The organism is Brevibacillus sp. HD3.3A, assembly GCF_013284375.2.
GTDB classification, from domain to species: domain Bacteria; phylum Bacillota; class Bacilli; order Brevibacillales; family Brevibacillaceae; genus Brevibacillus; species Brevibacillus parabrevis.
The window spans coordinates 3136315-3155923 of the sequence record NZ_CP085874.1; the positions used below are offsets into that span (position 1 = coordinate 3136315).

The window sequence follows — 19609 nt, forward strand, 5'->3', positions numbered from 1 at the left end:
CGGCTCCTCTCCAAGGATGTTAGGGATGGACTCCCCTCGGAACAGCTTTCTCCCAAGGGGAATCCCTTACACATTTGCCGTCTTATTTCAGGATGAACAGTTCTTGCAGGATGTTTTGCAAAATCGAAGCATTTTGCGACGCGTAATCGCCTGCCAGCATGCGCGAGTGGATTCCGTGCCCGCTGTACGTCAGCAGTCGTTGCGTTGCATTTGCCCAGGCTGATTCGTTCCATTTTGCTGCCACCGGAGCTTCCTCGTCTGCTTCCAGCTCGGATTGGATGAGGTGGATCGCGGCAGTGGTCATTCCGGTATTGACCAGATTGTTATGGAACATCACATAGCTGACCGTTTTGCGAACGAAGCTTTGCTTGACAAACTCATTGGCGGCGTACAGCTGGAAGTCTTCTTGCGTCATGTTGAACATCTCGGTGTTTTCGCCAATCTCGGCGAATAGCTGGGCAATGTCGTTTTCTGTTTCCGCAACAGTCCGCTCAATCGCCTTGTCTTTCCAGTACGAGTCGAACAAGATGATGTCGGTGACGCCATAGCCCCGCTCCTCCAGTTCTTTCGCCACTTCAAAAGCCAGATTGCCTCCCGAGGAGTAGCCCATGAGCGTGTACGGACCGCTTGGATCAATTGCGGTGATCGCCGCGATATACTGCTCCATCCGGTTGTCATCCTGGATGAAATCAAAGCTGTACAAAGAGACGCCTTGAATTTCCGCCGCAAGCTTCTGGTAGTACACGCTTTGTGCGCCGATCGGCGTGAAGCAAAATACGTTTCGCGCCGTCTCCTGATTTAACAAAATGGCTGTGCCGTATCTGCTCTCAAAGCGCTTATGCGTGATGAAATCGGCCACCTTTTCGATCGTCGGATACTGGAAGATGAGATTCAGCGGCAGCTCGATTTGCATGTACTCATACACTTTGGCAATCAGCAGCGTAGCTTTTAAGGAATGTCCTCCGAGTTCAAAGAACTGGTCGGTGATGCCGATTGGCTCTACTCCCAAAACTTCTTGCCAGATGGCTGCCAGTTGCTGTTCGGTCGCATTTCTCGGCGCTACGTATTCGCGCACGGTCGCATCGGACTGTTGCGGCTTCGGCAAAGCTTTGCGATCCACTTTTCCATTGGCGGAAAGCGGCAGCTGATCCAGCTCGACGAAATAGCTCGGAATCATGTAAGCAGGCAGCTCTTTGGCCAGATGGCTTCTCAAGCCGGATACGGATATGGCTGTTGCTGCGACAAAGTAGGCGCAAAGATAGGAACCAGCCGTAGCGTCATCGTCTCGCGCAACGACCACCGCTTGATCGATGCCCTGGTAAGCGAGTACGGCGCTCTCGATCTCGCCGATCTCGATGCGATACCCTCTCACCTTGACCTGTTCGTCTGCGCGGCCGATGTACTCGATCGTGCCATCCGTCCGCCATTTTACCAAGTCGCCTGTTTTGTACATGCGCTCGCCTGGTCGGAACGGATTTGCGACAAACTTCTCTGCGGTCAGCTCCGGTTTGTTCAGATAGCCTCTGGCAAGCCCGGCTCCGCCGATGCACAGCTCACCGACCACGCCAATCGGCTGCAAGTGATGCTGCTCATCTACAATGTAGACTTGGACGTTCGCAAGCGGTCGGCCAATCGTGATCGCTTGCCCCGCTTCAATCGAGCGCGAGATGGTGGTGACGACGCTGTTTTCCGTCGGGCCGTACTCGTTGTTGATCTCGATTGCCGGATGCTTTTCTTTTGTTTTTTGCACAAGCTGCACAGGCAGCTTCTCGCCGCCCAAAGTGACGCAACGCAACTGATTGAAGTCGGTTGTCGTCGAGCAATCGAGAATGGCCTGGAACAGACTCGGTACGCCGTAGTAATGGGTGACTTCCGTTGCGGCCATCAGTTTTTTCAGCGCGACCGGGTCTTTGGCAGCTGCTTCTTGCGGCAACACGCACGTTGCCCCTCCGAGCAGCGGAGCGAACAAGCTGGCTACAAAACCGTCGAAGGCAAAGGAGAACACTTGCAACGCCTTGTCACTCGGCCCGAACCCGTATTCGTCTCTTCTCCACTGCAAGCAGTTCACGATTCCTTGATGCGGGATCATGACACCCTTCGGCTTGCCGGTCGTACCGGATGTATAGATGACGTAGGCAAGGTCAGTCGGTTGGTTGACAGCTGGCAGGTTGGAGCCGCTCAGTCCGGCATCCAGTTCAGCGTTCAGATCAAGGCACTCCGGCAGCTCGCTTGACACCTGGGCCAACAGCGGCAACAGATGCGCCTGGCTGAGCAGCAGGGCTGCGTTGCTATCTTCGAGCAGGTACTGAATGCGCTCCTGCGGATAGCCGGGATCGACGGGAACATAAGCGCCGCCTGCCTTCAAAATACCGAGAATACCGATCACCATTTCCGGCGAGCGCTCCGCCATGATCGCTACCAGACGGTCCGGTCCGACTCCTTTTGCGCGCAGGACCCTTGCCAGTCTGTTTGCTCGCTCGTTCAGTTCGCTGTACGTCAGCGATTGCTCGCTAAAGAGAAGCGCTGCCTGATCCGGTGTTTTGTCGACCTGCTCTTCGAATAGCTGGTGCAGCGTTTTGTCCAGCGCATAGCTGACTGCCGTATCGTTGAACCCGGCCAAAATCTGCTGTTTTTCTTCTGGCAAAAGCATGTCGATCTCGCCCAGACGGATGTGCGGATTTTGCACGATGCTCGCTGCAATCGTCAGGAAGTGGCGGCTGAACCGTTCCATCGTTTCCCGCGTAAACAAGCTTGTGCTGTACTCCACGCCAATCGTCATTTCTTCCCGCTCTTCCGTAGCGCTGAAAGTCAAGTCGAACTTGGCGTGCTGGCCTGTTTCGTCCGTCATAAACGGCGCAAGCGTGCATTCAGGCAGCGTCATGACCTCTTCCGTGCTGTTTTGGAACGTAAACACGGTGTCAAACAGCGGATTTCGGCTCAAATCGCGCGCGATCGCGAGCTTTTCCACCAGCTCTTCAAACGGGTAGTCCTGATGGCCGTACGCATCCAGCGCATTTTGCTTGACTTCTTGCAAAAACTCGCTAAAAGTCTTTTCGCGCTGCGGTTTGTTACGCATCGCCAACGTGTTCACGAACATGCCGACGATCGGTTCGAGATCGGCATGGGATCTGCCTGTAATCGGCGTGCCGACGATGATGTCCTCCTGCCCGGCATACTTGGCGAGCAGCACGTTGTACGCGGCGAGCAAAACCATGTACAAAGTCGTTCCCGTCGCCTGCGCCAACTGGTGCAAGCCTTCCGTGAGCGCTTTGCCCGCGCCGATCGTGTACTGATCCCCGGCAAAGCTTTGGGTGCTGGGGCGGGTGAAATCGTTCGGCAAGTTCAGCACAGGAATGTCATCGGCAAACGTTTGCAGCCAGTACGCTTCCTGCTTGTGGAAGGCGGTCGACTGGGAAAACTCTTGTTGCCACACAGCAAAGTCCTTGTACTGGATACGCAGCTCCGGCAAAACGTCGCCTTGATACAGCTGCACCCACTCTGCCAGAAGAATGCCGGAGGATACGCCATCGGAAATGCTGTGATGCATGTCGGTAAAGAGCACGTAACGATCCTCGCCGATTTTCAGCAGCGAGACGCGCAGGAGCGGTGCGACCTCCAGATCGAACGGCTGCACGAGGGAAGAAACGAGTTCGCGCGCCTCCTGTTCTGTGACTTCCGAATAGGCAAGCGCAAACGGAACGTCCTCGTGAATGTTTTGCACAGGCTCTCCGTTGACGACGGCAAACGAAGTGCGCAGGCTTTCATGTCGCGCAATCAAGCGCTGGAACGCCGCTTCCACCCGTGTTCGCTCCAGCTTGCCTTCGATCAGCATAGTCGACGGCATGTTGTAGCTGATGCCGACTCCCTCAAATTGATCGAGGATGTACATGCGCTTTTGTGCCGAGGAAACCGGATAGTACGCTTGCTTTTGCACAGGCTCGATCGAGAAGACATTCCCTTTGGCTGTCTCTTCGATGAACGCCGCCAGTTCCTGAATCGTCGGTTTTTCGAACAAGATGCGCAGCGGGATGTCGACCTGGTATTCGTTGTGCATGCTGGAAATGACGCGCATGGCACGCAAGGAGTGACCGCCGAGCGCGAAAAAGTCGTCTAGCGCACCCACTTGCGGAACATTCAGCACCTGCTCCCATACTTGGGCCAATCGGGCTTCCCAGACGGAGCGCGGCGCTACATACTCGGTCGTTCTCAGCATGGTGACATCCGGCGCTGGCAAGGAACGTCTGTCTACTTTGCCATTGGCAGTCAGCGGCAGCGCATCCAAGGTGACGAAATACGCTGGAATCATCGCTTGCGGCAGTTCCTTCAGCAAATTCGCCCGCAATTCTGCGGTGTCAAGCTTGTGGTCCGCCACGACGTATGCGCACAATTCCTTTTCCTGCCCGTGATCTTCTCTTGCGACCACGACTGCTTCCGTAATTCCGTCCAGCTTGCGCAGCTGTGTCTCGATCTCGCCCAGCTCGATGCGAACACCCCTGATTTTTACCTGGTGGTCATTGCGTCCGAGGAACTCGACATTGCCATCTGCGCGCCACTTCGCCAGATCACCTGTGCGGTACAATCGTTCACCTGGGGCGAACGGATTCGGCACGAACTTCTCTTCCGTCAGCTCAGGTCTGTTCAAATAACCGCGCGCAACCCCTGCTCCGCCGATGCACAATTCGCCTACGACGCCGACAGGCTGCAAATTCAAATGCGCGTCGACGACGTACATCGTCATGTTCGGAAGCGGTTTGCCGATCGGCACCGTTCCCGAGCGGATGGCGGTGACGTCTGTTTCTTCGTAGTAGCTGGTGTCAATGCACGCCTCTGTCACGCCGTAGCTGTTGATAATGCGCATCTTCTGGCCGAAGCGCGCGAGCAACGTTTTGAAGTCTTCCGCCGGGCAGCTGTCTGCTCCGAGAATCAGCAGCTTCATTTGACTCATATCCAGTTCGTTTTCGTAAACGTAGTGCATCAACGGCATGATCAAGGCTGGTGTCGCTTCGAAAATGGTAATTTCGTGACGCCTGATGATCTCGTACAGCGAAGCTGGGTCCATTTTGACCTCATTCGGGCAGATGACCAGTTGCCCGCCTGTCAGCAGCGCCCTGGCAAAATCGCCCGTCGAGACGTCGAAGGCGAAGCTCGCCATTTGCAGCAAACGGACCGGGAAGCTGTCCAGGTGATATTCGTCTTTCCAGGCAAACGCGACATTGGCATAGCTGTGGTGCTCGAGGACGACCCCTTTTGGCTTGCCCGTCGTACCGGATGTGTAGATGATGTAAGCGGCGTTCTCCGGCTGCGCAACGTGCTCCAGATTGCCCGTCTCCTCCTGATCCACTGTCTCTGTATCCAGATAAAAGGTTTCATAAGGGAAGGCAACTTGACTGTTCATTTTTTGCAAGGTGAGCAGCAGCTTCGCCTCGCTGTCTTCGAGCATGAACGCTTGGCGCTCCAGCGGGTAGTCTGGATCAATCGGGACGAATGCCCCGCCTGCTTTCAACACAGCCAGCATGCCGATGACCATGTAGAGCGAGCGGTCTACGAGAATGCCGACGGTGCTCTCCGGCTTGACGCCTTTTCGCCGCAGGACGCGGGCGAGCTGGTTTGCTTTTGCATTTAATTCCTGATAGGTCAGCTGTTCATTGCCGAACAGAACGGCAATCTCGTTCGGTGTTTTTTCCACTTGCTCCTCGAACAGCTTCTGGAACGTTTTGTCCGTCGGATAGGCTGTTTTGGTTGCGAGGAAGCTGTGCAGCATGTGCTCCGTCTCTGCTTTGGACAACACGCTGATCCGGGCGAGCTCGATGTCGGGATCGGCTGTGATTGTTTGCAAAAGCTGAACGTAATGGGCGGCCAGTCGATCAACCGTTTCTTTTGCAAACAGCTTCGTGCAATAGCTGAATTGAACAAGAAGTCCATCCTGTTTTTCCATCGCATCCAGGGAAAGGTCGAATTTGGCGATGTGGCCGTTCACCGGATAAGGCGACACTTTCAGATCCGCTACTTCTCCTTCGGCTGATTCGGCAAGCCCCAGGCTGAACATCGTATCAAACAGCGGGTTTCTGCTCAGATCGCGCCGCACTTGCAGCTTCTCGACCAGATGCTCGAACGGATAGTCTTGATGCTCGAAGGCATGGAGCGCATTTTGCTTCACGTCTTCCAAAAAGGCGCGGAAGCTCAGGCTGCCAGCGGCCGTATTTTTCAAAGCGAGCGTGTTGACGAACATCCCGACAATGCGCTCTACATCTGCGTGCGAGCGGCCTGCGATCGGTGTACCGACGACGATTTCTTCCTGTCCGGCGTACTTGGAGAGCAACACATGGTAGGCAGCCAGCAGCACCATGAACAAGGTCGTGCCAGTCTCGGCAGCGAGCTTGCGCAGTTGTTCCAGCAGGTGATGTCCGGTGCCAAGCGCGACCGTGTCACCGTCAAAGCTCTGCACAGAAGGTCTTGGATAGTCATGGGGCAGATTCAGCAAAGGAATCTCCCCGGCAAACGTCCGGGTCCAAAAATCCTCCTGTTTTTGGAAGCGATCCGACTGAGACAGCTTGGTCTGCCACACAGCAAAGTCTTTGTACTGGATGCGCAGGTCGGAAAGCTGTTTTCCTGCATACAAGCTGGCAATTTCCTCGACGATGACCGCAAGCGATACGCCATCGGAAATAATGTGGTGCATATCCATGAAGAACAAGTGCCGCTCTGCGCCAAGCTTGATCAGATTCACTCTGAACAACGGGGCTATCTCCAGATCAAACGGCTGGATTAGCTCCTGGATGAGCGATTCGCTCTGATCTTCTGTCGCCTCCAAAAGGCGGACAGGCAGCTCGACATCCACATGGACTCGTTGCAGCGGTTCCCCGTTTACCGAATGGAACGAGGTGCGCAAAGATTCATGCCGTCTAACCAGGCTCTGGATGGCAGCAGCAAAGCGGTCATAATCGAGCTTGCCTTCCAGCACCAGCACACTCGGCACGTTGTAGCTGATCCCGCTTCCTTCGAACTGATGCAGGATGTACATTCGCTTTTGGGCAAACGACACGGGATAAAACGCGGCAGGCTCGACTGGCTGGATCGTCTCGAACTGCTCGAATGCGCTCTCGGCAATATGCGCAGCCAACTCATGGATCGTCGGAGTGGCAAACAGTGCTTTTAACGGCAGCTCCACCTGGAATGTCTTATGGACTTGCGTGATGACGTTCATCGCCTTCAAGGAATGACCGCCGATTTCAAAGAAGTTGTCGTGAATGCCGATTGCCGGAATGCCCAAAACTTCTTGCCAAATCTGTTGCAGCTTCGCTTCGGTATCATTTTGCGCAGCGACAAAGGCGCTTCCTGTCGTCCGCTCGCCGGATGGCTGCGGCAATGCCCGGCGGTCAACCTTTCCGTTCGCGGTCAACGGCAGCTTTTCCATTTGCACATAGTAGGCAGGGACCATGTAGCCAGGCAACTGTTTGGACATCGCTTCTCGCAGCTCGGCGGCGTCGACGGCCTGTTCTGGCACAAAGTAAGCGCAGAGAGCTTTTTGCCCGTTCGCCTCCTCGATCACGGCCACGACTGCTTCTTTTACTTGTGCCTGCTGGGACAAGACCGTCTCGATTTCCCCAAGCTCGATCCGGTATCCCCTGATTTTGACCTGCTGGTCGATTCGGCCCAAATACTCAATCGTCCCATCCGGCAGCCATCTCGCCAAATCTCCGGTGCGATACATCGTTTCGCCAGGCGCAAACGGATTGGGCACAAACTTTTCGGCGGTTAATTCCGGGTTGTTCACATAGCCTCTTGCGACACCGTCACCACCGACGCACAGTTCACCCGGCACGCCGATCGGCTGGGGCTGATTGTTGCCGTCGACGATATATGCGGTGGAGTTTGCAATCGGCTTGCCAATCGGAATCTGCTCTTCAAAATGCTGTTCAATCAAATAGCACGTCGAGAAGGTCGTGTTTTCGGTCGGGCCGTATCCGTTCCAGATTTCCAGGTCAGGAAGGGCACTTTTTACTCGGTTGATGTGCTTCGGCGACAACGCTTCGCCACCGACGATCAAGGCGCGCAAGCTGTCAAACATCGCCGGATTGTCTTGCGAAAGCTGGTTGAAGAGCGGCGAGGTCAGCCACATGGTCGTAATCTGATTCGTCCGCAGGAAGCTGCCCAGCTTTTCGGCATCCAGCAAGACGTCCTTGCTCACCAAATACAGGCTGGCCCCGTGCAGCAACGCGCCGAAAATCTCAAATGTCATGGCGTCGAAGCCAATCGCGCCGGTTTGAATCATCCGGTCGCTCTCGCGCACTTGCACGTAATTCGTATGCATGACCAAGCGGGTGACGTTGCGATGCTCGACCATGACTCCTTTTGGCTTGCCTGTAGAGCCTGAGGTGTACATCACATAAGCCAGGTCACTCGCACCGTTGACAATCGCCGGATTGCCGCAATCTTCCCGGTGCAGGCTCTCCTCTTCCAAAACGATTGGCGTCAGCCCTTCGCCGACGAGCGGCAGCAAGTGCTTTTGCACGAGGACAACTTTCACGCCGCCATCTTCCAGCATGTAAGCCAGGCGTTCGGACGGATGCTCCGGGTCCAGGCCCAGGTAGGCGCCGCCCGCTTTGAGAATCCCCATGATGCCTGTAATCATTTCCAGCGAACGATCTGCGAGCAGACCGACGATGCTCTCTTTCCCGACTCCGTTTTGACGAAGGACATGGGCGAGCTGGTTCGCTTTTTCGTTCAGCTCCCGATACGTCAGCATCTGTCCGTCCATCACGACCGCTGCATGCTCCGGAGTTTTTGCTGCCTGCTGCTCGAACAGCTCCTGAATCGTCAGATCGCGCGGATACGCGGCAAACGTGTTGTTGAAATCAACGGTCACAATTCGGCGCTCTTCCTCGCTGAGCAGGCTGATCTCGCGCAAGGCAGTTGCTTGGTCGGCAACGACTTGGCGCAGCACTTGCAGGAAGTGACCCGCCATTCTTTCGATTGATTCTCGCTGGAACAATTTGGTCGAGTAGACGAGCGCAAAATGAATGCCTGTCTCGTCCTCGTGCGCTTCCAGCGTGAGATCGAATTTGGCGTTGCCTGCTTGTGCCGGATATGCCTCCAGTTTCAGCCCATCCAGCTCGTAAGCTTTTTGGTCCAGGTTTTGCAAAATAAACATGGTGTCAAACAGCGGATTGCGGCTGAGATCCCGCTGGATGTCCAGCTTTTCGACCAGTGCTTCGAACGGATAATCTTGATGGGCGTATGCTTGCAGCGTATTTTGCTTGACCTCTTCCAAAAATGCCTGGAAGTGTTTCGTCTCGACCGGATAGTTGCGCAAAGCGAGCGTGTTGACAAACATCCCCAGAACGTTCTCGATATCGGCGTGCGATCTGCCCGCAATCGGTGTGCCGACGACGATGTCTTCCTGTCCGCTGTACTTGGCAAGCAGCACATTGTAAGCCGCCAGCAATACCATGAACAACGTCGATTGGCTCTCCTGAGCGAGCTTGTGAAGATCGTCCAGCAACGCTTTGTCTGCCTGGAACGAAACGCAATCTCCTTCAAAGCTCTGTGTCAGCGGACGAGAAAAATCGGCTGGCAAGTTAAGCACCGGAATGTCGCCAGAAAACGCGTTCAGCCAGTAGTTTTCATGCTCGGTATAGACGTCGCTCTGGAACAGTTCAGACTGCCAGACGGCGAAATCTTTGTAATGGACGGAAAGCGCAGGCAGTTCTTCGCCTCGATACAGCTTCGAGAACTCTTCCATAATGATTCCGGCCGAGACGCCATCCGAGATGATGTGATGCATATCCAGCAGGAACAGATGCCGTTTCGCTGCCAGCTTGAAAAGTCCGACCCGCAATAGCGGAGCTTTTGTCAGATCAAATGCTTGCACGAACGACTCGACGGTTGGCTCCACTTGCGCTTCCGTCACTTCCGCGTACTGCACATTCAGCTCGACATGCTCGTGTACGCGCTGGACAGGCTCGCCATTTACCGTATGGAAGGATGTGCGCAGCGATTCGTGCCGCTCGACCAATCCGTGGATGGCGGCTTCAAAACGCTTCCGCTCCAGATCGCCTTCGATATACAACGCGCTCGGCATGTTATAAACCGTGCCTGTGTCCGCAAACTGGCGCAGGACATACATCCGCTTTTGCGCGGAAGAAACAGGATAATACTCTTGCAACGGTGCAGGCTCGATCGGCACATACGTCTCTTTTCCGCTCGTGGCGACATACTGGGCCAACGCCTTGATCGTAGGTTGCGCGAACAGCACTTTCAGCGGAAGCTCAACCTGATACTCGCGATGCACCTGTGCAGCGACAGCCATCGCTTTCAAGGAATGTCCGCCGATCTGGAAAAAGTTGTCGAGAATGCCGATGCCGCTAACCCCGAGCACGCGTTCCCAAATCTCTGCCAGCTTGCTTTCCACCGCATTTGTCGGCGCGACATATTGCGCTTCGGTTACGGGCTTGCCTTCTGGCTTCGGCAAGGCTTTCTTGTCGACTTTGCCGTTTGGCGTAAGCGGAAGCTGATCGAGCTGCACAAAATGCGCAGGAATCATGTACGACGGGAGTCGCTTCGACAGATGCGACCACAGCTTCGTGACATCAAGCTGTTCGTCGGCGGTAAAATACGCTGCCAGAGCCGACTGGCCAAGCTGATCCTCATAGACGACCACAACAGCCGCTGTCAGCTTTTCCGCAGCCAGCAGAGCCGACTCGATCTCGCCGATTTCAATTCGGTAGCCTCGGACTTTGACCTGTTCGTCGATGCGCCCAATGTATTCAATCGTTCCGTCCGGGAGCCACTTGCCAAGATCGCCCGTCTTGTACATGCGCTCGCCTGCCGCAAACGGATGGGAAACGAACTTCTCTTCCGTGAGCGCTGGCTTGTTCCAATAGCCTCGTGCCAAGCCGCGGCCGCCGATGCAAATCTCCCCGACCACGCCGATTGGCTGTAGCTGGTGATATTGGTTCACGATGTACAGGCTGGTGTTGGCAATCGGCCGCCCGATGGTGATGGCAGCATCCGGACCCGCAAGGCGCTGCCAGGTGGCGACGACACTGCTTTCTGTCGGGCCGTACTCGTTGACGATGACCAGATCGGGATTCAGCTGCTTGCATTTTTCAACAAGCTGCGCCGTAATTTTTTCTCCGCCGAGTGTGACGGTTTGCAGCGGACGGATATCCGCTGGCGTGCTGCATTCCAGAATGGCCTGGAACAAGCTCGGCACGCCTGTCATCAAGGTGCAGCGCGAAGCGGCGATGAGCTTTTTCAAAGAGACTGGGTCCTTGGCTTCTTCATCCTCCGCCAGTACGACAGTTGCCCCGGAAAGCACAGGCGTAAAGAAGGACAGAACGAAAGCGTCAAAGGCAAAGGACAGAGACAGCAAGCTTCTGTCGCCAACCTTCATTTGGTACTCCGCTTTCTTCCACAGCACGTTGTTGACGATGCCCCGGTGCTCGACCATGACCCCTTTTGGCTTGCCAGTCGTACCCGATGTGTAGATGATGTAAGCCAGATCGGAAGCGGTATTGATCGGCTGCAAATTCGAGCGGTGCACACCATAGTTGCTCTCGTCGTCGAGATACAGGCATTCCGCGGTCACGCTGGAACCAAGCTTCGCTCCCAGATGCTTTTGCGTCAGCACCAGGCGGGCTTGGCAATCCGTCAGCATGTAGGCGACACGCTCCTCCGGATATTCCGGGTCGATCGGCACGTAAGCTCCGCCTGCTTTCAAGATGGCGAGGATGCCGACGACCATCTCCACAGAGCGGTTCGCCATAATCCCTACAGGTTGGTCAGGCTGTACTCCCCGCTCCCGCAGCGTAGCGGCAAGCTGGTTGGCTCGCTCATTCAGCGCCTGATAGGACAGGGGCTGCCCGCTGATTTCCACGGCTGTTGCCTGCGGCGACTTTTCCGCTTGTTCTTCAAAAAGCGCCTGAAGCGTTTTGTTTTGCGGAAAATCTTTGTGCGCACCGTTGAAGTCGACCAGCAAGCGCTGCTTTTCCGCCTCTGTGAGCATGGTGATCTCGGACAACGGCATTTCCGGTTCCGCAATGACCGCCCGCAAGATTTGGATAAAATGGGTCGCTATTTTTTCGATCGTCTCGCGCGAAAACAGCTTGGTGCTGTAATCCAGGCTAAAGATGATTTCCGCGTTTTCTTCGTACGCCTCCAGCGACAGGTCAAACTTGGCCTGTTTCACCTCTGCCGAATAAGGAGTAATCGTCAATTGCTCCATTTCGAACGGCTTTTGCTCCATGTTTTGCAAAATGAAAACCGTGTCAAACAAAGGGTTGCGGCTCAAATCCCGTTGCATGTCCAGCTTGTCGACGAGTTCATCGAGCGGATAATCTTGATGCTCAAACGCTCCCAGCGTGTTGGTTTTCACTTCGGCCAAAAAGTCGCGGAAAGTTTTGCTCCCGGCTGGCTCGTTGCGCAAGGCCAGTGTGTTGACAAACATTCCGACGATGGACTCCGTTTCGGCATGGGACCTGCCAGCCGTAGGAGCGCCGACGATGATGTCCTCTTGCCTGGAGTATTTGGACAGGAGCACGTTGTAGGCGGCCAACAGAACCATGTAGAGCGTCGTGCCTGTCTCTTGGGCGAGCTGATGCAATTGTTTTGGCAAAGCAGTGCCGGAGCCAAAGGCGAAGCGATCTCCCGCAAAGCTTTTCACAGACGGTCTTGGATAATCCGTCGGCAGATTGAGCACGGGGATTTCTCCCGTAAAGGTGTTGAGCCAGTAGGCTTCCTGCTCGGCAAATTCCTCGGTCTGGAACCAGTCCTGCTGCCACTTGGCAAAATCTTTGTACTGAATGCGCAGCGCTGGCAGCTCTTCCCCGTGATAGAGCTGGGCAAATTCCTCGATGAGCAGGCCGATGGAGACGCCATCGACGACAATATGGTGCAAATCGAGCATGAACAGGTGGCGTTCCGGCGCCAGCTTGATGAGTCCGGCACGCAACAGCGGGGCTGTTCCCAGATCGAACGGCTGGATAAACTGCTCGGCTATTTGCCGGGTCTCTGCTTCGGTCGCTTCGCCAAACGAGATGGCCAGATCGACATCGTCATGCACACGCTGAACCGTCTCGCCTTGCACGGAGTGGAACGAGGTGCGCAACGATTCGTGGCGTTGCACCAAACTTTTCAGCGCCTGTTGCAGCCGCTCTGTATCCAGCTTGCCGTCGAGATACATGAAGCCTGGCATGTTGTAGCTGATGCCTGCTCCTTCCATTTGCTGCAGAATGAACATTCGCTTCTGTGCCGCGGAAACCGGGTAATACTCCTGCTTTTCGACAGGGGGGATCGCTGTGTACGTGCCTTTGCGGGCAGCCGCAACAAGTGGGGCCAGGCCCGCGATCGTTGGCGATTCAAACAGGACTTTCAACGGTACGTCCACCTGGAAGCTGCGCTGGAGCAAAGAAATGACGTGCATCGCTTTCAAAGAATGTCCGCCCAGTTCAAAGAAATGATCGTGAACCCCGATCGGCTCGACTCCAAGCACACTTTCCCATATCGCTGCGAGCTTGGCTTCCCATTCGTTGCGCGGCGCCACATACACGGCAGCAGAGGCGGCGGCATCCTCCGGTTGAGGCAATGCCTTGCGATCCACTTTGCCGTTCGCTGAAAGCGGCAGCTGCTCCAAGAAAACAAAAGCGGACGGAACCATGTAGGCTGGCAAGGTGGCAGACAGGTACGTTCTCAGCTCCGCTGTCTGGATGTCCTGCTCCGCTACGACATAGGCGTACAGGCTGTTTTGCCCTTTGCCATCCTGGCGGGCCATGACGACGACCGCTTTGACCGCTTCATGCTGCAAAAGCGTGGCTTCGATTTCCCCCAGCTCGATGCGGTGACCTCTGATTTTGACTTGATGGTCGATGCGTCCCAAATACTCGATATGGCCATCGGGCAAATAGCGGACCATGTCTCCGGTACGGTACATGGTGCCGCCCGGCTCAAACGGGTTGTCGACAAAACTTGCTTTCGTCAGCTCCTCGCGCTGCCAATAGCCGCGGGCCAAACCGTCTCCGGCAATGCACAGCTCTCCCGCTACGCCTACTGGCTGAAGCTGGTTGCTGGCATTGACGACATACAGCCGGACGTTGTCGATCGGTTTGCCGATCGGAATTGCGCTGTATTCCTGCTGGCGCGGGCAAGGCCAATAAGTCGCATCGATGGTTGTCTCTGTAGGGCCGTACAAGTTGATCAACTGAGCTTGCTGTGTCTCGTAAAAACGCGAGACGAGGGCAGGCGTCAATGCTTCCCCGCCGCAGAACACTCGCTGCAAGCTCGTGCATGCGCTCCAGCCCGGGTCGGTCATGACCAGATCCAGCAAGGACGGAACCATCTGCAAGGTCGTGATTTTCTCATCTCGAATGAGACGAGTCATGTAGGCGATGTCGCGATGCCCGTCCGGCTTTGCCAACACCAGTTGTCCTCCGGTGATGAGCGGCAAATAAAACTCCCATACGGAAGCGTCGAAGCTGAACGGCGTTTTTTGCAGGACAGCATCCTCGGTCGTCAGCGGGAACGTCTCTCTCATCCACAACATGTGATTGCAAATCGCCTGATGGGAGATCATGACGCCTTTCGGATTGCCCGTCGATCCCGATGTGTAGATCACATAGGCCAAGTCGTCTTTGCCAGCGACGTTGTCCAGGTTCGTGTCGGCTCCGGTGTAAATCGCTTCCTCGTCTACGTCGATGATCTCCCCTTGATAAGCAGCCAGCTCCTGCAAATGACGCTGCGTCAGCAAAATCGGCGCCTGGCTGTCGCTGAGCATGTACTGGATTCGTTCTGGCGGATAGCTTGGGTCGATTGGCGTGTACGCGCCGCCTGCTTTGAGCACAGCCAGCATCCCGACGACCATGCCTGGCGAACGGTCCACCATAATGCCGATCAACGTATCTGGTCCGGTTCCGTGACTGCGCAGCAAACGGGCCAGCTGGTTCGCCCTGGCGTTCAGCTCGCGATAGGTCAAGGCATATTCTTCGTACACGACGGCCACTTCATCAGGCGTGCGTGCTGCTTGCTCCTCCACTAATTGATGCAAGGCGGTCGCGGCGGTCCGCTCGACAAACGTATCGTTCACGTTCAGAAGGAGTGTGCGTTTTTCCGCTTCCGTCATCATGTCGATGTCCGCGAGGCTTGCCGTCGGCTGCTCACTGATCCAACGCAAAATTTCCAGGTAATGCCGGGCCATTCGCTCGACCGTTTCTTTCTTGAACAGCTTGGTTGCGAATGTGAGCTGGAACTGAATGTCCGCTGGCGATTCGCTTGCGTTCAAAGCGAGATCGAACTTGGAAATTTTGTTGAACAGCTCATAGGGCGACGCTGTCAGCTCGGCGATGGCAAGCGACTGCTGGTTCGCGTTTTCCAAAGAAAACAACGTGTCAAACAACGGATTTCGGCTAATATCCCGCTGAATCGCCAGTTTTTCCACAAGTTCTTCAAATGGATAATCTTGATGGTCATAGGCTGCAAGCGCGTTTTGCTTCACTTCCTGCAAAAATTGCGCAAACGTTTTGCTGCTGGCAGGCTGGTTGCGCAGCGCCAATGTGTTCACGAATATGCCCATGATGTTTTCCACGTCCGCATGGGAACGTCCAGCGACAGGCGTCCCGACGATGATGTCTTCCTGGCCGGTATACTTGGACAGCAGCACATTGTAGGCGGCAAGCAAAATCATGTACAAGGTGGTGCCTGTTTCTGACGCTACCTGTTGCAACCGCTCCAGCAGTTCTTTTCCGGCGGCAAAAAGGACGAGATCGCCTGCAAAGCTTTGCACGCTAGGGCGCGGATAGTCAGTCGGCAGGTTCAAGAGCGGAATTTCATCAGCAAACGTGTTCAGCCAGTGCTGCTCCTGCTTCTTGTATGCCTCCGTCTGAAACAGCTCATTTTGCCAAGCAGCGAAATCTTTGTATTGCAGCGAAAGCGGCTGCAAGTCTGCTCCCTGGTACAACTCGGCAAATTCACGCAGCAAAATTTGCGAAGAAACGCCGTCCGAGATGATATGGTGCATGTCGAGCAAAAACAAATGGCGGTCTTTGCCCAGCTTGAGCAAACCTGTTCGCATCAGCGGAGCGACCCCGAGATCAAACGGACGGACAAACTCGCGCATGATTTTCTCCGCCTGGTCTTCGGGAGCCTCCAGCATGAAAAGCGGCACTTCTACTTCCTCGTGCACTTTTTGCACAGGCTCGCCGTCGATCCGGTGGAACGAGGTGCGCAAAGCTTCGTGGCGCTCTGCCAGCTGTTGCACAGCGCTGGCAAACCGGGCGTAGTCCAGCTTTCCTTCCAGGAGAATCGCACCCGAAATGTTGTAGCTGATTCCGTTGCCTTCGAACTGTTGCAGGATATACATTCTTTTTTGCGCAGATGAAACCGGGTAAAACTCCTGCGCTGCCACGGGTTGAATCGCGGTGTACTCGGTTTTTTCCGACCGCGAAAGGAAGCGGGCCAGCTCCGCTACGGTTGGATGTTCGAACAAGGCCTTTACGGGCAATTCCACTTCCAGCGCTTTCGAGACTTGGAAAACGACAGTCATCGCCTTCAACGAGTGTCCGCCCAAGTCAAAGAAATCGTCGTGAATCCCTACCTGGCTTATGCCCAGCACTTGCTGCCATATCTCGGCCAGCTTTGCCTCGATTTCATTTTGCGGAGCTGCATACGCCGTGCCTGTGACGACTGCGCCAGCTGGCTTCGGCAATTTTTTTCGCTCTACTTTTCCGTTCGCGGTCAGCGGAATTTCCGCCAAGCGAATAAAGAAGGAAGGAATCATATAGGAAGGCAGCGTGCGCCCCAAAAATTCTCTCAGCTCAGCTACCGTCAGTTCCCGCTCGGAAACAAGGTACGCGTACAACACGTTTTGGCCGCTCTCATCCTTTTCCACGATCACGACCGCTTCCTTGACCGCCTCATGCTGCGTCAGGCGCGTTTCGATTTCGCCCATCTCGATCCGATGGCCGCGAATCTTCACTTGATAGTCCATTCTGCCTGCATACTCCATGTTTCCATCAGGCAGCCATTTTGCCAGGTCGCCTGTTCGATACATTTTGGTTCCCGGACGGAACGGGTTGTCGATAAACTTTTCCTTCGTCAGCTCCGGTCTGTTGAAATACCCTTTGGCTACGCCGTCTCCGGCTATGTACATTTCGCCAAGCGAGCCGACGGGCACCGGCTGCATGGAAGCATCGAGCAAATAAAGCTGGACGTTGTCTGCCGGGACACCGATTGGCACCGACTCCTGGGTCGTTGTTTGCGGGTCATACAAGTAAATCATGCAACCGACAACGGTTTCGGTCGGTCCGTACTCGTTGAAAATTTGCACGTTCTCTCCGAAATGGTCGTAAATTTGCTTCGCCAGCTTTGTCGGCAAGTTCTCGCCGCCGACGATGAACCGCCTGATGCTGCTGGCCTTGCCGTCGATGTGTTCAATCAGCTTCAGGTGTGTCGGCGTCAGCTTGATGATCCCGACTTTGTTATCTTTGATGATGTCCAAAATGACCTGTACCTTGTCTGCCCCTCTGTACACATGAATCGTGTTGCCGGACAGAAGCGGCGTGAAGATCGAGGTGACGGTCAAATCGAACGAAATAGATGAGTACAGCGGAAAGTCCACCGCTTCGCCTTGGACGTACACCTTGTTGGCCCACCAGATGTAATTGACCAGGCCTTGATGAGTAATCATCGCCCCTTTTGGATTGCCGGTAGAACCGGAAGTGTAGATCATGTACGCCAAATCATCAGGCTTGCTCTCGGGTGCGAAGGATGTGCTGCCGCCTTCGTACAAGGAACGATCGTCCAAATAAAGCACGCTGCCTGCAAACTGGATGTTTGGTTGCAGATGCGACTGGGTTAACAGCAGCGTGGTCTGGCTGTCATCGAGCAAATACTGGATGCGATCTTGCGGGTACTCGGGATCAATCGGCAAGTAGGCAGCACCTGACCGCAAGACAGCCATGATCGCCACGATCAGCTCCAGTGAATGTTCCGCCATAATCGAGACGATGCTGCCGCTGGCGATTCCTTTTTCGCGCAAAGCATTGGCAAGCTGGGCAGAACGCTCCATCAGCTCCTGATAGGTCAGGGTGTCCTCGCCGCAAACAACTGCTGCTTTCGCTGGTGTCCGGCTCGCTTGTTCCGCGATCAGCTCGAAAATCGTTTTGTCCCGCGGATATTCAGCAGCCGTGTCGTTGTAGGCGACGAGCAGTTGCTGCTTTTCCTCTTCGGTGATGATGCCGATCTCGTGCAGGTGTACATGCGGATTGCCGATCACCTGGTCGATGACGGTGCGGAGATGCCCTTCGATTCTGTTTACGAATGACGATTCATACACCGCGGCATTGTAGCTTAGCTTCACGTACAGCTCGTTCGAGGGAGCGAGGGCGACGACCACGTTCAAATCATAGGAGGTCTGCTCATCTCCGCTTTCTACGGTGAATTGAAACCCTAATGATTCTTCCAGATGCTTCATCGAATGATCGGGGTAATTTTCAAACGTGACCAAATGATCGATCAATTCCTGTTTCAGCACTGTTGTGCTCTGAATTTCGTACAGCGGCGCGAAATCGTAGGTGGCAGACGCCAGGGCTTGCTTTTGCACGGTTTGCAGCAGCTCGCTGAACGTCTGTTGTTTGTTCGTCTGGACGCGGGTCGGAATCGTGTTGATGAACAAGCCGACCATGCTCTCAATTCCTTGGATTTGCGGCGGGCGGCCTGATACGACCGAGCCGAAAACGACATCGTCCGCATTTTTGTATGTGCTGGCCAAAATGCCCCAAAGAGCTTGAAACACGCTGCTCATCGTCGCCTGATTTTGGTTCGCGATCTGGATCAGCTGCTGCGTCTTCTCGGGAGCGATCGTGAACATCGCCTCGACATGTTCATAGCGGCTTGCTTCCGTTCCAAGCTTCTTTTTCGGAAAAGCAGCCTGATGGTCATACCCTGCCAGGTAGTTTTGCCAATAAGCGAGGGCCTCGTCCTTGTTTTGCTTATCCAGCCACTTGATATATTCGCTGTACGGCTTCGTCGCTTCCCGCGGAATCGGCTCGCCTTTTCGCAGCGCTGCGTAATAGGTCAGCAGCTTATGCAGCAAGACGCCCAATGTCCAACCGTCCACGATAATATGATGGAAGGCCCAAACCAATCGGTACTTGTTCTCGGCCGTTTGAAAAATGGCTGCTTTCATCAAGTTGTCTTTTGTCAGGTCGAATGCATGATGTTGCTTCGTGTACGCTTGTATGTACGCGTCCTGCTCTGCGCTTGGCAAATGCGCGATGTTTTCGCAAGGAACGGTCACTTTTCTTTCCTTGAACACGACTTGGCGAGGTCGCTGCATGTTTTGGTATACAAAAGCCGTGCGCAATACTTCGTAGTTTTCCACGAGCTTGTTCAGACTCTGCTCAAAAAGCGGCAGGTGAAAATCGCCCTCGATCGTTGCAGACATCTGGAGGCAATAGGCGCTGCTGCCCGTGTCCGTGACAGCGTGAAACAACATACCCTCTTGCAATGGGGTTAGCGGGTAAATTTTTGCGATGTTTTCCTGCTTTTTCATTTGGCACCTCAACTCTGTGATTTATCGGTTCAAAGAGGGTTCCTCCAATAAAAGCGCCGCGTGCCC

The 19609-nt window shown here is 54.9% G+C and carries 1 protein-coding gene; it reads right to left on the reverse strand.

What is annotated here, in order from left to right:
* Nucleotides 1-82: 82 nt before the first annotated feature.
* Nucleotides 83-19543 (reverse strand): non-ribosomal peptide synthase/polyketide synthase, encoded by a 19461-nt coding sequence (locus HP435_RS15005; protein WP_173599366.1) that lies wholly within the window; start codon nucleotides 19541-19543, stop codon nucleotides 83-85.
* Nucleotides 19544-19609 lie beyond the last annotated feature (66 nt).

Bases quoted from the DNA above. Each gene is read 5' to 3' on its own strand.
- HP435_RS15005 (WP_173599366.1), bottom strand. From the start codon at position 19,543: ATGAAAAAGCAGGAAAACATCGCAAAAATTTACCCGCTAACCCCATTG.